The 17551-nt window shown below is 51.2% G+C and carries 16 protein-coding genes; 11 read left to right on the forward strand and 5 right to left on the reverse strand.

Annotated features, from left to right (window positions below; genetic code table 11):
- The first annotated feature begins 104 nt into the window (after positions 1–104).
- Positions 105–1055, forward strand: a complete 951-nt coding sequence (gene corA, locus FC814_RS14135; RefSeq protein WP_000947145.1) for a magnesium/cobalt transporter CorA — start codon at positions 105–107, stop codon at positions 1053–1055.
- 624 nt (positions 1056–1679) lie between these two features.
- Positions 1680–1979, forward strand: a complete 300-nt coding sequence (locus tag FC814_RS14145; RefSeq protein ID WP_000427365.1) for a hypothetical protein — start codon at positions 1680–1682, stop codon at positions 1977–1979.
- Between the two features lie 46 nt (positions 1980–2025).
- Here the strand turns inward: FC814_RS14145 and rarD are convergent, their stop codons facing one another.
- Both rarD and yigI read right to left on the reverse strand, forming a co-directional pair.
- Positions 2026–2913 carry an EamA family transporter RarD gene (gene rarD, locus FC814_RS14150; RefSeq protein WP_137326075.1) on the reverse strand — a complete coding sequence of 296 codons (888 nt, stop codon included), beginning with the start codon at positions 2911–2913 and terminating at the stop codon, positions 2026–2028.
- A gap of 198 nt (positions 2914–3111) precedes the next feature.
- Positions 3112–3579 (reverse strand): acyl-CoA thioesterase YigI, encoded by a 468-nt coding sequence (gene yigI / locus FC814_RS14155; protein WP_001277144.1) that lies wholly within the window; start codon positions 3577–3579, stop codon positions 3112–3114.
- Positions 3580–3741: 162 nt separating this feature from the next.
- Between yigI and pldA the strand changes: the two genes are divergently transcribed.
- From pldA to rhtC, 3 genes are all read left to right on the forward strand, one after another.
- Positions 3742–4611, forward strand: a complete 870-nt coding sequence (pldA, locus tag FC814_RS14160; RefSeq protein WP_001259600.1) for a phospholipase A — start codon at positions 3742–3744, stop codon at positions 4609–4611.
- Positions 4612–4743: 132 nt separating this feature from the next.
- Positions 4744–6573, forward strand: coding sequence for an ATP-dependent DNA helicase RecQ (gene recQ, locus FC814_RS14165; RefSeq protein WP_137326085.1), 1830 nt, complete (start codon positions 4744–4746; stop codon positions 6571–6573).
- A gap of 63 nt (positions 6574–6636) precedes the next feature.
- Positions 6637–7257 (forward strand): threonine export protein RhtC, encoded by a 621-nt coding sequence (gene rhtC, locus FC814_RS14170; RefSeq protein WP_000928828.1) that lies wholly within the window; start codon positions 6637–6639, stop codon positions 7255–7257.
- A gap of 60 nt (positions 7258–7317) precedes the next feature.
- Here rhtC and rhtB read toward each other — a convergent pair whose 3' ends face one another.
- Positions 7318–7938 carry a homoserine/homoserine lactone efflux protein gene (rhtB, locus tag FC814_RS14175; RefSeq protein WP_000142514.1) on the reverse strand — a complete coding sequence of 207 codons (621 nt, stop codon included), beginning with the start codon at positions 7936–7938 and terminating at the stop codon, positions 7318–7320.
- A 110-nt stretch (positions 7939–8048) separates the two neighbouring features.
- On the opposite strand from rhtB, the gene pldB reads away from it, so the two are divergent.
- The 3 genes from pldB (at position 8049) to bioP (ending at position 10854) form a co-directional block, all read left to right on the forward strand.
- Positions 8049–9071: a lysophospholipase L2 gene (gene pldB, locus FC814_RS14180; protein WP_137326076.1), complete on the forward strand. Its 1023-nt coding sequence runs from the start codon at positions 8049–8051 to the stop codon at positions 9069–9071.
- A gap of 7 nt (positions 9072–9078) precedes the next feature.
- Positions 9079–9879 carry a sugar/pyridoxal phosphate phosphatase YigL gene (gene yigL / locus FC814_RS14185; protein WP_000285344.1) on the forward strand — a complete coding sequence of 267 codons (801 nt, stop codon included), beginning with the start codon at positions 9079–9081 and terminating at the stop codon, positions 9877–9879.
- A 75-nt stretch (positions 9880–9954) separates the two neighbouring features.
- Positions 9955–10854 (forward strand): biotin transporter, encoded by a 900-nt coding sequence (gene bioP / locus FC814_RS14190; protein ID WP_137326077.1) that lies wholly within the window; start codon positions 9955–9957, stop codon positions 10852–10854.
- On the opposite strand, the gene metR is transcribed toward bioP, so the two are convergent.
- A complete protein-coding gene (gene metR / locus FC814_RS14195; protein ID WP_000573621.1) occupies positions 10742–11695 on the reverse strand; it encodes an HTH-type transcriptional regulator MetR in 954 nt (317 codons plus the stop codon). The genes bioP and metR overlap by 113 nt on opposite strands.
- A gap of 117 nt (positions 11696–11812) precedes the next feature.
- Here metR and metE point away from each other — a divergent pair, with 117 nt between their 5' ends.
- Positions 11813–14074, forward strand: a complete 2262-nt coding sequence (gene metE / locus FC814_RS14200) for a 5-methyltetrahydropteroyltriglutamate--homocysteine S-methyltransferase (RefSeq protein WP_137326078.1) — start codon at positions 11813–11815, stop codon at positions 14072–14074.
- A 39-nt stretch (positions 14075–14113) separates the two neighbouring features.
- Here the strand turns inward: metE and FC814_RS14205 are convergent, their stop codons facing one another.
- A complete protein-coding gene (locus FC814_RS14205; protein ID WP_010353608.1) occupies positions 14114–14929 on the reverse strand; it encodes a dienelactone hydrolase family protein in 816 nt (271 codons plus the stop codon).
- A 261-nt stretch (positions 14930–15190) separates the two neighbouring features.
- Between FC814_RS14205 and udp the strand changes: the two genes are divergently transcribed.
- Positions 15191–15952 (forward strand): uridine phosphorylase, encoded by a 762-nt coding sequence (udp, locus tag FC814_RS14210; protein WP_000045177.1) that lies wholly within the window; start codon positions 15191–15193, stop codon positions 15950–15952.
- A gap of 140 nt (positions 15953–16092) precedes the next feature.
- Positions 16093–17520 (forward strand): DNA recombination protein RmuC, encoded by a 1428-nt coding sequence (gene rmuC, locus FC814_RS14215; RefSeq protein ID WP_000347689.1) that lies wholly within the window; start codon positions 16093–16095, stop codon positions 17518–17520.
- Positions 17521–17551 lie beyond the last annotated feature (31 nt).

Below are 17551 nucleotides of genomic sequence, written 5' to 3' on the forward strand. Positions count from 1 at the left end.
TTTTTCCCGTCGCGCTGAGTCAGGCTGTTTAATGGTCTGAAACCCAATTTGTTTCTGTGTGCCCACCGAACTGTCCGATATTTTAAGCATTGGGAGTCCCGGTCATGCTGAGCGCATTTCAACTGGAAAATAACCGACTGACCCGGCTGGAAGTCGAAGAGTCACAACCCCTTGTAGATGCAGTATGGATTGATCTTGTCGAACCGGATGACGACGAGCGACTGCGCGTACAATCTGAACTTGGTCAGAGCCTGGCAACTCGCCCGGAACTGGAAGACATCGAAGCATCGGCGCGTTTCTTTGAAGACGATGACGGCCTGCATATTCACTCCTTCTTCTTCTTTGAAGATGCGGAAGATCACGCCGGTAACTCCACTGTGGCATTTACTATCCGCGATGGTCGCCTGTTTACCCTGCGTGAGCGTGAGCTGCCTGCATTCCGTCTGTATCGTATGCGCGCCCGTAGCCAGTCAATGGTTGACGGTAACGCCTACGAGCTGCTGCTGGATCTGTTCGAAACCAAAATCGAACAGTTAGCAGATGAAATTGAAAATATCTATAGCGACCTGGAGCAGTTGAGCCGGGTGATTATGGAAGGGCATCAGGGCGATGAGTACGACGAGGCGCTCTCCACGCTGGCGGAACTGGAAGATATCGGCTGGAAAGTTCGCCTGTGTCTGATGGATACCCAGCGCGCGCTCAACTTCCTGGTGCGCAAGGCGCGTTTACCTGGCGGGCAACTGGAGCAGGCGCGTGAAATTCTGCGAGATATCGAATCCCTGCTGCCGCATAACGAATCCCTGTTCCAGAAGGTAAACTTCCTGATGCAGGCGGCGATGGGCTTTATCAACATCGAGCAGAACCGCATCATCAAAATCTTCTCGGTGGTATCCGTCGTGTTCCTGCCGCCAACGCTGGTTGCTTCCAGCTACGGGATGAACTTTGAGTTTATGCCGGAACTGAAGTGGAGCTTCGGCTACCCAGGCGCGATTATCTTTATGATCCTCGCGGGCCTGGCACCATATCTGTACTTTAAGCGGAAGAACTGGTTGTAACTATACGATGTCGCTGTGAGTAAGTTAGTGTGCTGACAGCGACATTTTAGCCGAGGGAATCGCAGATAACATAATTGTTGTGAATAATATCCATGCCACGTTGAGTTGGACGCTTAATGAATCACAACTCACCCCTTCTATTACAGCATGAACAATAGAAAACAGTGTCAAACTCAATGAAATCAATACGAAATAGATTGCCTTACACCCAGTATCTCTTATTCTTTTAGCCCCAATATTAATGTTTATATATGTGTTGGCGATGACCAACACAAAACTCAACATCAGGTTGATATCATTCAGCGTTATTAATGTTATCCAGGATATTAAGGTATAAATAATAAATTTCAGGCGTGATAAACGTTCATCCCGTGATGGGTATAATATAGTTTCAATAAATGATTTAATCATTGTTATATTTTCGTTTATATAGGTAATTGTTTTAGTATATATTCATTTTTTTGAAAAGTAACTTTATATAATGTTCATCAGTTCTTATGTTGATAACGCTACAGTACTGGTTTAGGATGCGTGAGTTTCATTCAGAGCATGATATAGATTTAATTAAATATCATTAAATGCTATTTTTTTCTGTTAATAATATTTTTGGTGAATGGATTCCATATGGAAAATGGTAACTTTTGGCAGTTGTTCTTGGGTAAAGAACCTTACAGCAAAAAATCTGATTTTGTTAAGGCGTGGTTATTGTGGTGGGTTATTGCCATCTTCGTTCTATTTATTTTAAGCCTAACTACGACATTAAATTTAAGAAGTATAGGCGTAGGGTTAAGTTTTGGGTTTTGTCAAATCCTTGGTAGATATACAATGTCTCTAGGATGGAGTAAGTACTGGGGAGTTTTGGGTATATTTCCTGTAACAAACATTGTTCTTTTTCTTATCTTAATTTTTTTCAAAAAAAGATAGATAAGTCAGCGGGTAGGCTTTTTAAATGGCCTACCCACTTTAATGCTTAACTTTTTCGACGCTGCGTATAAATCGCATCCATCACAAAAATTGCCAGCGCCACCCAAATAAAGGCGAAAGTCACCATCTTATCGGCACCCGGTTTTTCACCATAAAACGTCACAGCCAGCAGGAACATCAGCGTCGGGCCAATATACTGGAAAAAGCCTAACGTTGAGAGACGCAGGCGCGTGGCGGCGGCGGTAAAACACAACAGCGGTACGGTAGTGACAATACCGGCGGCGATCAGCAGTAAATTTAGCGACATCGGGTTTTGCCCCATATGGCTGGTTGAGCTGTCGGCAATAGCAAACAGGTAAATCGCCGCCACGGGCAGCAACCACATGGTTTCAATTAACATGCCGGTTTGTGCTTCTACCGCAATCTTCTTGCGCACCAGGCCGTAGAAGGCAAAACTAAATGCCAGTCCCAGCGCGATGATTGGCAGCGAACCAAAAGTCCAGAGCTGGACCAGCACACCACAAATCGCCAGAATCACTGCCAGCCATTGCATCCGGCGGAATCGCTCGCCGAGGAAAATCATCCCCAGCAATATATTCACCAGTGGATTAATAAAGTATCCAAGGCTGGCCTCCAGCATATGGTGATTGTTCACTGCCCAGATAAACAGTAACCAGTTGCCACCAATTAGCACAGCAGAGACTGCCAGCATAAATATTTTCTTCGGCGTCTGAATCAGGGTTTTTAAATAGGACCACTGGCGGCTGATGCTCATCAACACCACCATAAAGAAAAACGACCAGATTACACGATGCGTCAGGATCTCATCAGCAGGTACGTAATAAATCAGTTTGAAGTACGCAGGTGCAATACCCCAAATAAAATAAGCGGCAAGAGCGAGTAATACGCCCTGCCGCGTTTGTTTTGTATCCATTGGAAAACTCATTTTTTGTTGTTAATTGCAGTTTACCTGCTCAGATGGCTGACAAAGTGCGCTTTGTTCATGCCTTACCCAACCTACAAAAGAATGCAAATTCAATACATTGCATTTCTCTGGTAGACCAGATAAGCGTAGCGCATCAGGCAATTTGCGTTTGTCATCAGTTTAAGCAGTTTACCTGCTGTTAGATTTTCAACCTACCATATAGGTGGCGGTAGCACTGGCAATATAAAGCTGTTCTTCATTGTGCAGTTCGACACGGGCGACGGCGACTTTATTACCCGCACGTAACAGGCTACTGGTGGCTGTAAAACGCTCACCCCTGCCTGGACGCAGATAATCGACGCGAAGATCTATGGTTCCCATCCGCGATAGCCGCTGACGCAGTTCATCTTCATTAATGGTTTCGTGACGCGTTAAAGTGCTGCCTACACATACCAGGCCAGCGGCGACATCCAGCGCCGACGCAATCACCCCGCCGTGCAAAATACTTTGCGCCCAGTTACCGACCATCATTGGCTGATTATTAAAGGCCAGCTGCGCAAATTCTTTTTCGTAACGCTCCAGTTCCATCCCCAATGCCCGGTTAAACGGCATGTGATAGACAAACATTTCACCCACTAATTTCAGGGCTTGTTCAGCGGTCAGTACGGCAGACATATCATCCTTACACTTCAATGGTTAATGAAATGTTGATTTTATGCTTCTTTGTTGTTGGTTTCTACTTTAGGAAGGGATAACTAACGGCAATTGAGTTAAGTATGTAGAATAGCCTGCAGAAATATTCATCTAATCAATAATTCGTCACGGAGAACATGACCGATGCGGACTCTTCTGGGCTGGTTGTTGCCTGTATATATGCTGCCGCTGGCGGTACATGCACAAGAGGCAACGGTGAAAGAGGTGCATGATGCGCCTGTTGTGCGCGGTAGTATTATCGCCAATATGTTGCAGGAACATGATAATCCTTTCACCCTTTATCCTTATGACACCAACTACATCATCTATACCCAGACCAGCGATCTGAATAAAGAAGCGATTGCCAGTTACGACTGGGCAGAAAACGCGCGTAAGGATGAAGTAAAGTTCCAGTTAAGTCTGGCGTTTCCGCTTTGGCGTGGGATTTTGGGAGCAAACTCTGTACTGGGTGCGTCTTACACCCAGAAATCCTGGTGGCAGCTTTCTAATAGCGAAGAGTCATCGCCGTTTCGTGAAACTAATTACGAACCGCAATTATTCCTCGGTTTTGCTACCGATTACCGCTTTGCTGGCTGGACACTGCGCGATGTGGAAATGGGCTACAACCACGATTCAAACGGGCGATCTGACCCGACGTCCCGTAGCTGGAACCGTATCTATACCCGCCTGATGGCAGAAAACGGCAACTGGCTGGTGGAAGTCAAACCGTGGTATGTAGTGGGTAATACAGACGATAACCCGGATATCACCAAATATATGGGGTACTACCAGCTTAAAATCGGCTACCACCTGGGTGATGCCGTATTGAGCGCGAAAGGACAGTACAACTGGAACACCGGTTACGGTGGTGCGGAGTTAGGCTTAAGTTACCCGATCACCAAACATGTGCGACTTTATACCCAAGTCTACAGCGGTTACGGCGAATCGCTCATCGACTATAACTTTAACCAGACCCGCGTCGGTGTGGGGGTTATGCTAAACGACTTGTTTTGATGAACGGTTGAGTGGTTGGCAAATCTGGAATCCAGCATCCAGTATTACCCTCTCAGAAACTAAAAGCATTGCAGTTTCTTGCGCAGGCGCTGAAAATAGCGCCTGTTTTTATTTCAGGCAATTGGGGTGAATGTGGCGCAGGCGGAAGTGTTGAATCTGGAGTTCGGAGCTAAACAGGTTTTACAAGAAACCTTTGGCTACCAACAGTTTCGCCCTGGTCAGGAAGAAATTATCGACACCGTACTTTCCGGTCGCGATTGCCTCGTCGTCATGCCAACTGGCGGCGGAAAATCCCTGTGCTATCAAATCCCTGCGTTGTTATTGAACGGTCTTACTGTCGTTGTTTCACCGCTAATTTCGTTGATGAAAGATCAGGTGGATCAACTGCAAGCCAACGGTGTGGCGGCGGCGTGCCTTAACTCGACGCAGAACCGCGAGCAGCAGCTTGAAGTGATGACAGGCTGCCGTACCGGGCAAATTCGCCTGCTATATATCGCGCCGGAACGCCTGATGCTGGATAACTTCCTTGAGCATCTGGCGCACTGGAATCCTGTCTTATTAGCCGTTGATGAAGCGCATTGTATTTCCCAATGGGGTCACGATTTCCGCCCGGAATATGCCGCGCTCGGCCAGTTGCGCCAGCGTTTCCCGACGCTGCCGTTTATGGCGCTAACCGCTACTGCCGATGACACCACCCGCCAGGATATCGTGCGCCTGCTGGGGCTTAACGATCCGCTGATTCAAATCAGTAGTTTTGACCGCCCGAATATTCGCTATATGTTGATGGAGAAGTTCAAACCGCTCGATCAACTGATGCGTTACGTGCAGGAACAACGCGGTAAGTCGGGGATTATTTACTGTAATAGTCGTGCGAAAGTAGAAGACACCGCCGCGCGCCTGCAAAGCAAGGGGATTAGCGCAGCGGCGTATCACGCAGGGCTGGAAAACGATGTCCGCGCCGACGTGCAGGAAAAATTTCAGCGCGATGACCTGCAAATTGTGGTGGCGACCGTGGCGTTCGGTATGGGCATCAACAAACCTAACGTCCGCTTCGTGGTGCATTTTGATATTCCGCGCAATATTGAATCCTACTATCAGGAAACAGGTCGCGCCGGGCGTGATGGCCTACCTGCGGAAGCAATGCTGTTTTACGATCCGGCAGATATGGCGTGGTTGCGCCGCTGTCTGGAAGAGAAGCCGCAGGGGCAGCTACAGGATATCGAGCGCCATAAACTCAATGCGATGGGGGCGTTTGCCGAAGCGCAAACTTGTCGTCGTCTGGTGCTGCTCAACTATTTTGGCGAAGGGCGTCAGGAACCGTGTGGGAACTGCGATATCTGCCTTGATCCGCCGAAACAGTACGACGGTTCAAACGATGCGCAGATTGCGCTTTCTACCATTGGTCGTGTGAATCAGCGGTTTGGTATGGGCTATGTGGTGGAAGTGATTCGCGGCGCTAATAATCAGCGTATCCGCGACTATGGCCATGACAAACTGAAAGTTTACGGCATGGGGCGTGATAAAAGTCATGAACACTGGGTGAGCGTGATCCGCCAACTGATTCACCTCGGTCTGGTGACGCAAAATATCGCCCAGCATTCTGCGCTACAACTGACAGAGGCCGCGCGTCCGGTGCTGCGTGGCGAATCCTCTTTGCAACTCGCCGTGCCGCGTATTGTGGCACTCAAACCGAAAGCGATGCAGAAATCCTTCGGCGGCAATTATGATCGCAAACTGTTCGCCAAATTACGCAAACTGCGTAAATCGATTGCCGATGAAAGCAATGTTCCGCCGTATGTGGTGTTTAACGATGCGACACTGATTGAGATGGCAGAGCAAATGCCGATCACCGCCAGCGAAATGTTGAGTGTAAACGGTGTCGGGATGCGCAAGCTGGAACGCTTTGGTAAACCGTTTATGACGCTGATCCGCGCTCATGTCGACGGCGATGACGAAGAGTAGTCAACGGCATAAAAAAGTGCCAGGATGAACACTCCGTAAACGTTTTCCCCGCGAGTCAAATGTATGTTGATGTTATTTCTCACCGTTGCCATGGTGCACATTGTGGCGCTTATGAGCCCCGGCCCCGATTTCTTTTTTGTCTCTCAGACCGCCGTTAGTCGTTCCCGTAAAGAAGCGATGATGGGCGTGCTGGGCATTACCTGCGGCGTAATGGTCTGGGCAGGAATCGCGCTGCTTGGCCTGCATCTGATTATCGAAAAAATGGCCTGGCTGCATACGCTAATTATGGTTGGCGGTGGTCTGTATCTTTGCTGGATGGGTTACCAGATGCTGCGCGGTGCGCTGAAAAAAGAGGCTGTTTCTGCGCCTGCGCCACAGGTTGAGTTGGCGAAAAGCGGGCGCAGTTTCCTGAAAGGCTTGCTGACCAATCTCGCCAATCCGAAAGCGATTATCTACTTTGGCTCGGTGTTCTCGCTGTTTGTTGGCGATAACGTCGGCACCACCGAACGCTGGGGCATTTTTGCGTTGATTATTATCGAAACGCTGGCGTGGTTTACCGTTGTTGCCAGCCTGTTTGCTCTACCGCAAATGCGCAGGGGTTATCAACGTCTGGCGAAGTGGATCGACGGTTTTGCCGGAGCGTTATTTGCCGGATTTGGCATTCATTTGATTATTTCGCGTTGATGCCAGACGCATCATCAGAGTTGGTCGGATAAGGCGTTTACGCCGCATCCGACATTATTTTCAGGCATGTCTTGCCGATGCCAACAGCGCCCCCACCAGCATAAATAGCGAGCCGAATATCTTATTCAGCGCCTTCATCTGCTTCGGCCCTTTAATCCAGAGAGCGATTCGTTGGGCGAGGGTGGCGTAACCGATCATCACAATAATATCGACCACAATAGTGGTGACGCCGAGCACAATATACTGCATCAGTTGCGGTTGCTGCGGCATGATGAATTGCGGAAATAGCGCCGCCAGAAACACAATACTTTTGGGATTAGTAAGATTCACAAACACTGACCGCTGGAACAGGTGGCGGCGCGATTGGGTAGGCGTCAGCGATTTAAGATCAATTGCACCAGCGGCGCGCCACTGCTGTATTCCCAGCCAAATCAGGTAAGCCGCGCCTGCCCACTTCAACACTTCAAAAGCAATAACCGAGCGGGAAAATAGTGTCCCCAAACCCACGCCAACCAGCACAATATGAATCGCCAGTCCGGTCTGAAGCCCTGCAATAGACGCCACCGCGCCGCGATAACCGTGGTTGAGCGAAGTGGTCATGGTGTTGATTGCGCCAGAGCCTGGCGAGAGGCTTAAAATGATCGATGTCAGTAAGTAGGCGAACCACCATTCAAAGGTCATGGGAATCTCCCGGATAGTCTATTTTTGTGCCACAATACGCTACTGTCGCAGCGTTGTGTCAGGCACGCTTAAAAAAACGATTTTACGTGGTTTAAGAGGCAGATTACCCGATGTTTCAGCAGCAAAAAGACTGGGAAACAAGAGAAAAAGCGTTTGCTGCTTTTACGATGGGGCCACTGACTGACTTCTGGCGTCAGCGGGACGAAGCAGAGTTTATCGGCGTGGATGACATTCCGGTGCGTTTTGTCCGCTTTCGCGCTCAACAACATGATCGGGTGGTCGTCATTTGTCCGGGGCGTATTGAGAGCTATGTAAAGTATGCGGAGCTGGCCTACGACCTGTTCCATCTGGGGTTTGATGTGTTAATCATCGACCATCGCGGTCAGGGGCGTTCCGGTCGGCTGTTAGCCGATCCGCATCTTGGTCATGTTAATCGCTTTAATGATTATGTTGATGATCTGGCGGCGTTCTGGCAACAAGAAGTTCAGCCTGGTCCGTGGCGTAAACGCTATATACTGGCGCACTCGATGGGCGGTGCAATCTCCACGCTGTTTCTGCAACGTCACCCTGGTGTGTGCGATGCCATTGCGCTAACTGCGCCAATGTTTGGGATTGTGATTCGTATGCCATCATTTATGGCGCGGCAGATCCTTAACTGGGCAGAAGCGCATCCACGTTTTCGTGATGGCTATGCGATTGGCACCGGGCGCTGGCGCGCGCTGCCGTTTACCATCAATGTACTGACCCACAGCAGGCAACGATATCGACGTAATTTACGTTTCTATGCTGATGACCCAACGATTCGCGTCGGTGGGCCGACCTACCATTGGGTACGCGAAAGTATTCTGGCCGGCGAACAGGTGTTAGCCGGTGCGGGTGATGACGCCACGCCAACGCTTCTCTTGCAGGCTGAAGAGGAACGCGTGGTGGATAACCGTATGCACGACCGTTTTTGTGAACTCCGCGCCACAGCGGGTCATCCTGTAGAAGGGGAGCGACCGCTGGTAATTAAAGGTGCGTACCATGAGATCCTTTTTGAAAAGGACGCAATGCGCTCAGTCGCGCTCCACGCCATCGTTGAATTTTTCAACCGGCATAACTCACCCAGCGGAAATCGCTCTATAGAGGTTTAAATTTCTTATGTATCAGGTTGTTGCGTCTGATTTAGATGGTACGTTACTTTCTCCCGACCATACGTTATCCCCTTACGCCAAAGAAACCCTGAAACTGCTCACCGCGCGTGGCATCAACTTTGTGTTTGCGACGGGTCGCCACCACGTCGACGTGGGGCAAATTCGCGATAATCTGGAGATTAAGTCTTACATGATTACCTCCAATGGCGCGCGCGTGCACGATCTGGATGGCAATCTGATTTTCGCGCATAACCTGGATCATGACATTGCCAGCGACCTGTTTGGCGTGGTCAACGACAACCCGGACATCATTACTAATGTTTATCGTGATGATGAATGGTTTATGAATCGCCACCGTCCGGAGGAGATGCGCTTTTTTAAAGAAGCAGTATTTAAATATGCGCTGTATGAGCCGGGTTTGCTGGAGCCGGAAGGCGTCAGCAAAGTGTTCTTCACCTGCGACTCCCATGAAAAATTGTTACCGCTGGAGCAAGCAATCAATGCTCGCTGGGGCGATCGCGTCAACGTCAGTTTCTCTACTTTGACTTGTCTGGAAGTGATGGCTGGCGGCGTTTCTAAAGGTCATGCGCTGGAAGCGGTGGCGAAGAAATTGGGCTACAGTCTGAAGGATTGCATTGCGTTTGGTGACGGGATGAACGACGCCGAAATGCTGTCGATGGCGGGGAAAGGCTGCATTATGGGCAGTGCGCACCAGCGCCTGAAAGATCTGCATCCGGAGCTGGAAGTGATTGGCACTAACGCCGAAGACGCGGTGCCGCATTATCTGCGTAAGCTCTATTTATCGTAATCGTTCTTTATTTGGTCAGTTGTCAACCTAATAATTCGCTACAATGGATACTCGTTAATCAAAGAGTTTTCCATTGTGGCGCTACTTATCATCACCACGATTCTGTGGGCCTTCTCCTTTAGCTTTTATGGCGAGTACCTTGCGGGGCACGTCGACAGCTATTTTTCGGTGCTGGTACGCGTTGGGCTGGCGGCGCTCGTTTTCCTGCCGTTCCTGCGTACCCGTGGCAATAGCCTGAAAACCATTGGCCTGTATATGCTGGTGGGCGCGATGCAGCTTGGCATTATGTATATGCTCAGTTTTCGTGCCTATCTCTACCTGACGGTCTCTGAACTGCTGCTGTTTACCGTGCTGACGCCGCTCTACATCACGCTGATTTATGACATTATGAGCAGACGTCGTCTGCGCTGGGGTTATGCGTTCAGCGCGTTACTGGCGGTGATTGGTGCCGGAATTATTCGTTACGATCAGGTCACTGACCATTTCTGGACTGGCCTGCTGCTGGTGCAACTCTCCAATATCACTTTCGCGATTGGCATGGTGGGTTACAAACGCCTGATGGAAACTCGCCCGATGCCGCAGCATAACGCCTTTGCGTGGTTCTATCTTGGCGCGTTCCTGGTGGCGGTGGTTGCATGGTTCTTGCTGGGAAATGCGCAGAAAATGCCGCAAACCACGTTGCAATGGGGCATTCTGGTGTTTCTTGGCGTGGTGGCTTCCGGGATTGGCTACTTTATGTGGAACTACGGCGCGACGCAGGTGGACGCCGGAACGCTGGGCATTATGAATAATATGCACGTTCCGGCAGGGCTGCTGGTTAACCTGGCTATCTGGCACCAACAGCCGCACTGGCCAACATTTATTACAGGCGCGCTGGTGATCCTGGCCTCACTGTGGGTGCATCGTAAGTGGGTCGCTCCGCGCTCTTCACAAACGGCAGATGATCGCAGGCGTGATTGCGCGCTGAGCGAATAAACGCTTCCGTAACTGGCTGACGCTGCTCTCCATCGCGCACGGCGGCGTACAGTCGGCTCCACAGGCCTTCGCCCAGGGTTTTGGTCACCACCAGACCCTGGCGCTCAAAACTCTCCACCACCCAATGCGGCAGAGCGGCAATACCCATCCGCGCGGCAACCATCTGAATCAACAATAAGGTGTTATCGACGCTTTTCAGTGACGGGCTGACGCCTGCCGGCTGAAGAAAATGGCGCCAGACATCCAGTCGGCTGCGCTGCACCGGATAAATCAGCAGCGTTTCGCTGGCGAGATCTTCCGGTGTGATTCGCGTTTTCGCCGCCAGTGGGTGGTCAGGTGCTAACACCAGACGCACCTCATAATCGAACATCGGCGAATAATGCAGGCCACTGCGCGGCAGAATATCGGAGGTCATCACCAGATCCAGCTCGCCCTGCTGCAACGCGGGCTGCGGGTCAAACGTCACGCCCGATTTAAAATCCATCTCGACCTGCGGCCAGTTCTTATGGAAATTTTCTAACGCAGGCGTCAGCCACTGAATACAGCTATGGCACTCAATGGCAATACGCAGGCGCGTTTGCTGCGGTTCATTGCAGGCTTGCAGTGCCTGACTGATTTGCGGCAGTACCTGGTTTGCCAGTTGCAACAGGATTTCTCCCTGCGGCGTAAAACGTAGCGGCTGGCTTTTACGCACAAATAGCCGGAAGCCAAGGCGTTGTTCCAGATCGCTAAACTGGTGAGACAGGGCGGATTGCGTCTGATGCAACGTCGCCGCAGCGGCTGCGAGCGAGCCGCAATTCCGCAACGCTTGTAGCGTTTTCAGGTGTTTTACTTCGATCATGAAAGTCCTTCACTTCGGCATGAATAATTTGCGCTTGAGGAATATACAGTAACCGCCAATTATGGATGTGTAAACATCTGGACGGCTAAATACTAAAAATTCCATAAGGGGCATATAATGACAATTCTTAATCACACCCTCGGTTTCCCTCGCGTTGGCCTGCGTCGCGAGCTGAAAAAAGCGCAAGAAAGTTATTGGGCGGGGAACTCCACGCGTGAAGAATTACTGGCAGTAGGGCGTGAATTGCGTGCTCGTCACTGGGATCAACAAAAGCAGGCAGGTATCGACCTGCTGCCGGTGGGCGATTTTGCCTGGTACGATCATGTTCTGACCACCAGCCTGCTGCTGGGTAACGTTCCGGCGCGTCATCAGAATAAAGACGGTTCGGTGGATATCGACACTCTGTTCCGTATTGGTCGCGGTCGTGCGCCAACAGGTGAACCTGCGGCGGCGGCAGAAATGACCAAATGGTTTAACACCAACTATCACTACATGGTGCCGGAATTCGTTAAAGGCCAACAGTTCAAACTGACCTGGACGCAGCTGCTGGATGAAGTAGACGAGGCGCTGGCGTTGGGTCACAAGGTGAAACCTGTGCTTCTGGGGCCGGTTACCTATCTGTGGCTGGGTAAGGTGAAAGGTGAACAGTTTGACCGCCTGAGCCTGCTGAACGACATTCTGCCGGTTTATCAGCAGGTTCTGGCAGAACTGGCCAAACGTGGTATTGAGTGGGTACAGATTGATGAACCGGCGCTGGTGCTGGAACTGCCGCAGGCGTGGCTGGATGCGTATAAACCTGCTTACGATGCACTCCAGGGGCAGGTGAAACTGCTGCTGACCACCTATTTTGAAGGTGTAACGCCAAACCTCGACACGATTACTGCGCTGCCTGTTCAGGGTCTACATGTCGACCTCGTTCATGGCAAAGATGACGTAGCAGAACTGCACAAGCGCCTGCCTTCTGACTGGCTGCTGTCTGCCGGACTGGTCAATGGTCGTAACGTCTGGCGCGCCGATCTCACCGAGAAATATGCGCAAATTAAGGACATTGTCGGCAAACGTGATTTGTGGGTGGCATCTTCCTGCTCGCTGCTGCATAGCCCTATCGACCTGAGCGTGGAAACGCGTCTTGATGTAGAAGTGAAAAGCTGGTTTGCCTTCGCTCTGCAAAAATGCCATGAACTGGCGCTGCTGCGCGATGCGCTGAACAGTGGTGACACGGCAGCTCTGGCAGAGTGGAGTGCCCCGATTCAGGCGCGTCGTCACTCAACCCGTGTGCATAACCCGGCGGTAGAAAAACGACTGGCGGCGATCACCGCCCAGGACAGCCAGCGTGCGAACGTTTATGAAGTGCGTGCTGAAGCCCAGCGTGCGCGTTTTAAACTGCCAGCCTGGCCGACCACCACGATTGGTTCCTTCCCGCAAACCACGGAAATTCGTACCCTGCGTCTGGATTTCAAAAAGGGTAATCTCGACGCCAACAACTACCGCACGGGTATTGCGGAACATATCAAACAGGCCATTGTTGAGCAGGAACGTTTAGGTCTGGATGTGCTGGTGCACGGTGAAGCCGAGCGTAACGACATGGTGGAATACTTTGGTGAACACCTCGACGGTTTTGTCTTTACGCAAAACGGTTGGGTACAGAGCTACGGTTCCCGCTGCGTTAAACCGCCGATTGTCATTGGTGACGTTAGCCGTCCGGCGCCGATCACCGTTGAGTGGGCGAAGTATGCACAATCGCTGACCGACAAACCAGTGAAAGGGATGCTGACTGGCCCGGTGACCATTCTCTGCTGGTCGTTCCCGCGCGAAGATGTCAGCCGTGAAACCATCGCCAAACAGATTGCGCTGGCGCTGCGTGATGAAGTAGCCGATCTGGAAGCCGCTGGAATTGGCATCATCCAGATTGATGAACCGGCGCTGCGTGAAGGTTTACCGCTGCGTCGCAGCGACTGGGACGCCTATCTCCAGTGGGGCGTGGAAGCTTTCCGTATCAACGCCGCCGTGGCGAAGGATGAAACGCAGATCCACACTCACATGTGTTATTGCGAGTTCAACGACATCATGGATTCGATTGCGGCGCTGGATGCTGACGTCATCACTATCGAAACCTCGCGTTCCGACATGGAGTTGCTGGAGTCATTCGAAGAGTTTGATTATCCGAATGAAATCGGTCCAGGCGTCTATGACATTCACTCGCCAAACGTACCGAGCGTGGAATGGATTGAAGCCCTGCTGAAGAAAGCGGCAAAACGCATTCCGGCAGAGCGCCTGTGGGTCAACCCGGACTGCGGCCTGAAAACGCGCGGCTGGCCAGAAACCCGCGCGGCACTGGCGAACATGGTGCAGGCGGCACAGAATTTGCGTCGGGGATAAACTCCAAACCGGGTGGTAATACCACCCGGTCTTTTCTCATTACAGCGACTTCTTCCCACCATACTGCTTAAACCATTCCAGCATACGCTGCCAACCGTCTTTCGCAGACTCGGCATGATAGCTCGGGCGATAATCGGCGTTAAATGCATGACCGGCATCCGGGTACACGATAATCTCCGCTTTCGCGTTTGCTGCCCGCAGCGCCTGGCGCATGGTTTCAACGCTCTCCTGCGGAATGCTGTTATCCTGACCACCATATAAGCCGAGAACCGGCGCGTTAAGATCGGTTGCGATATCAACAGGTTGTTTCGGTGAATTCAGCGACTTATCGCCTGTCAGCTTGCCGTACCACGCCACCGCCGCTTTCAATTGCGGGTTATGCGCGGCATATAGCCAGGTGATACGCCCGCCCCAGCAAAATCCGGTAATCATTAAGCGATGGACGTCGCCGCCGTTGCGGGACGCCCAACTGGCAACATGATCGAGATCGGCCAGCACCTGTGAGTCAGGCACTTTTGCTACCAGACCGCTGAGCAACGTGGGAATATCGGCGAAATCATTAGGATCGCCTTCGCGGAAGTAGAGTTCTGGTGCGATAGCCAGATACCCCTCCAGCGCCAGACGGCGACAAATGTCACGGATATGTTCATGCACGCCAAAAATTTCCTGCACTACAATGACCACTGGTAGTGGGCCATCGCTCTGTTTTGGACGGGCATGATAAGCAGGCATGTTATCCCCTTGTGAAGGGATAGAGGTGAACCCTGCCACAATCGCATCGTCCGGAGTCTGAACGATGGTCGAGGCGAGGGGGGATGCAGCAGGTGCAAATCCAGAGTGTTGTGTTGTTGTCATGGTATTCTCCGTACCCTTATAAAAATTTTGCGCAATGTTAACTATAGTCAGCGTGCAACAATTCACATTGCCTCAAATGGCTCATCTTTTAAGCGGCCTTACTGACTTAAGAGTAAATTATGTGATTTAAGTCACTTTTGATGAGTAAATGTATGCAACACATTTGTATCATAGTGATGACTATCACGAAAAAATCTTAATCCCTTCGGTAAAGTACCTTTTTGCTTCTTCTGACTAAACCGATTCACAGAGGAGTTGTATATGTCCAAGTCTGATGTTTTTCATCTCGGCCTCACTAAAAACGATTTACAAGGGGCTACGCTTGCCATCGTCCCTGGCGACCCGGATCGTGTGGAAAAGATCGCCGCGCTGATGGATAAGCCGGTTAAGCTGGCATCTCACCGCGAATTCACCACCTGGCGTGCAGAGCTGGATGGTAAACCTGTTATTGTCTGCTCTACCGGTATCGGCGGCCCGTCTACTTCTATTGCCGTTGAAGAACTGGCACAGCTGGGCATTCGCACCTTCCTGCGTATCGGTACAACTGGCGCTATTCAGCCGCATATTAATGTTGGTGATGTACTGGTTACCACGGCGTCTGTTCGTCTGGATGGCGCGAGCCTGCACTTCGCACCGCTGGAGTTCCCGGCTGTCGCTGATTTCGAATGTACGACTGCGCTGGTTGAAGCAGCGAAATCCATTGGCGCGACGACTCACGTTGGCGTGACTGCTTCTTCTGATACCTTCTATCCAGGTCAGGAACGTTACGATACTTACTCTGGTCGCGTAGTCCGTCACTTTAAAGGTTCTATGGAAGAGTGGCAGGCGATGGGCGTGATGAACTATGAAATGGAATCTGCGACTCTGCTGACCATGTGTGCAAGCCAGGGCCTGCGTGCTGGTATGGTGGCGGGCGTTATCGTTAACCGTACCCAGCAAGAGATCCCGAATGCTGAGACGATGAAACAAACTGAAAGCCATGCGGTGAAAATCGTGGTGGAAGCGGCGCGCCGTCTGTTGTAATTCTCTTCTCCTGTCTGAAGGCCGACGCGTTCGGCCTTTTGTATTTTTGCGTAGCGCCTCGCAGGAAATGCCTTTCCAACTGGACGTTTGTACAGCACAATTCTATTTTGTGCGGGTAAGTTGTTGCGTCAGGAGGCTTTGTGGATTTCTCAATCATTGTTTATGCCATTATTGCGCTGGTCAGTGTGGCCATCGGCTGGCTGTTTGCCAGTTATCAGCACGCGCAGCAAAAAGCCGAGCAATTAGCTGAACGTGAAGAGATGGTCGCGGAGTTAAGCGCGGCAAAACAACAAATTACCCAAAGCGAGCACTGGCGCGCAGAGTGTGAATTGCTCAATAACGAAGTGCGCAGCCTGCAAAGTATTAACACCTCTCTGGAGGCTGATCTGCGTGAAGTGACCACGCGGATGGAGGCCGCACAGCAACACGCTGACGATAAAATTCGCCAGATGATTAACAGCGAGCAGCGTTTGAGCGAGCAATTTGAAAACCTCGCCAACCGTATTTTTGAGCACAGCAATCGCCGGGTTGATGAGCAAAACCGTCAGAGCCTGAACAGCCTGTTGTCGCCGCTGCGTGAACAACTGGACGGTTTTCGCCGTCAGGTTCAGGACAGCTTCGGTAAAGAAGCACAAGAACGCCATACCCTGACCCACGAAATTCGCAATCTCCAGCAGCTCAACGCGCAAATGGCCCAGGAGGCAATCAACCTGACGCGTGCGCTGAAAGGTGACAATAAAACCCAGGGCAACTGGGGCGAAGTGGTATTGACGCGCGTGCTGGAGGCTTCCGGTCTGCGCGAAGGGTATGAATATGAAACCCAGGTCAGCATCGAAAATGACGCCCGCTCGCGGATGCAGCCGGATGTCATCGTGCGGCTACCGCAGGGGAAAGATGTGGTGATCGACGCCAAAATGACGCTGGTCGCCTATGAACGCTACTTCAATGCAGAAGACGACTACACTCGCGAAAGCGCATTGCAGGAGCATATCGCGTCGGTACGTAACCATATCCGCTTGCTGGGGCGTAAAGATTATCAACAGCTACCAGGGCTAAGAACGCTGGATTACGTGCTGATGTTTATCCCCGTCGAACCTGCGTTTTTACTGGCGCTTGATCGCCAGCCGGAGCTGATAACAGAAGCGTTGAAAAACAATATCATGCTGGTTAGCCCGACCACGCTGCTGGTGGCGTTGCGTACTATCGCCAACCTGTGGCGTTATGAGCATCAAAGTCGCAACGCCCAGCAAATCGCCGATCGCGCCAGCAAGCTGTACGACAAGATGCGTTTGTTTGTCGATGATATGTCAGCGATCGGTCAAAGTCTGGACAAAGCGCAGGATAACTATCGTCAGGCAATGAAAAAACTCTCTTCAGGTCGCGGAAATGTGCTGGCGCAGGCAGAAGCGTTTCGCGGTTTAGGGGTAGAAATTAAACGCGAGATTAATCCGGATTTGGCTGAACAGGCGGTGAGTCAGGATGAAGAGTATCGACTGCGGTCGGTTCCGGGGCAGCCGAATGATGAAGCTTATCAACGCGATGATGAATATAATCAGCAGTCGCGCTAGCCCATTGGGGGTAGTTACGCCGGGTAGAAAT

This window comes from Escherichia sp. MR, assembly GCF_005280595.1.
GTDB classification, from domain to species: Bacteria; Pseudomonadota; Gammaproteobacteria; order Enterobacterales; family Enterobacteriaceae; genus Escherichia; species Escherichia ruysiae.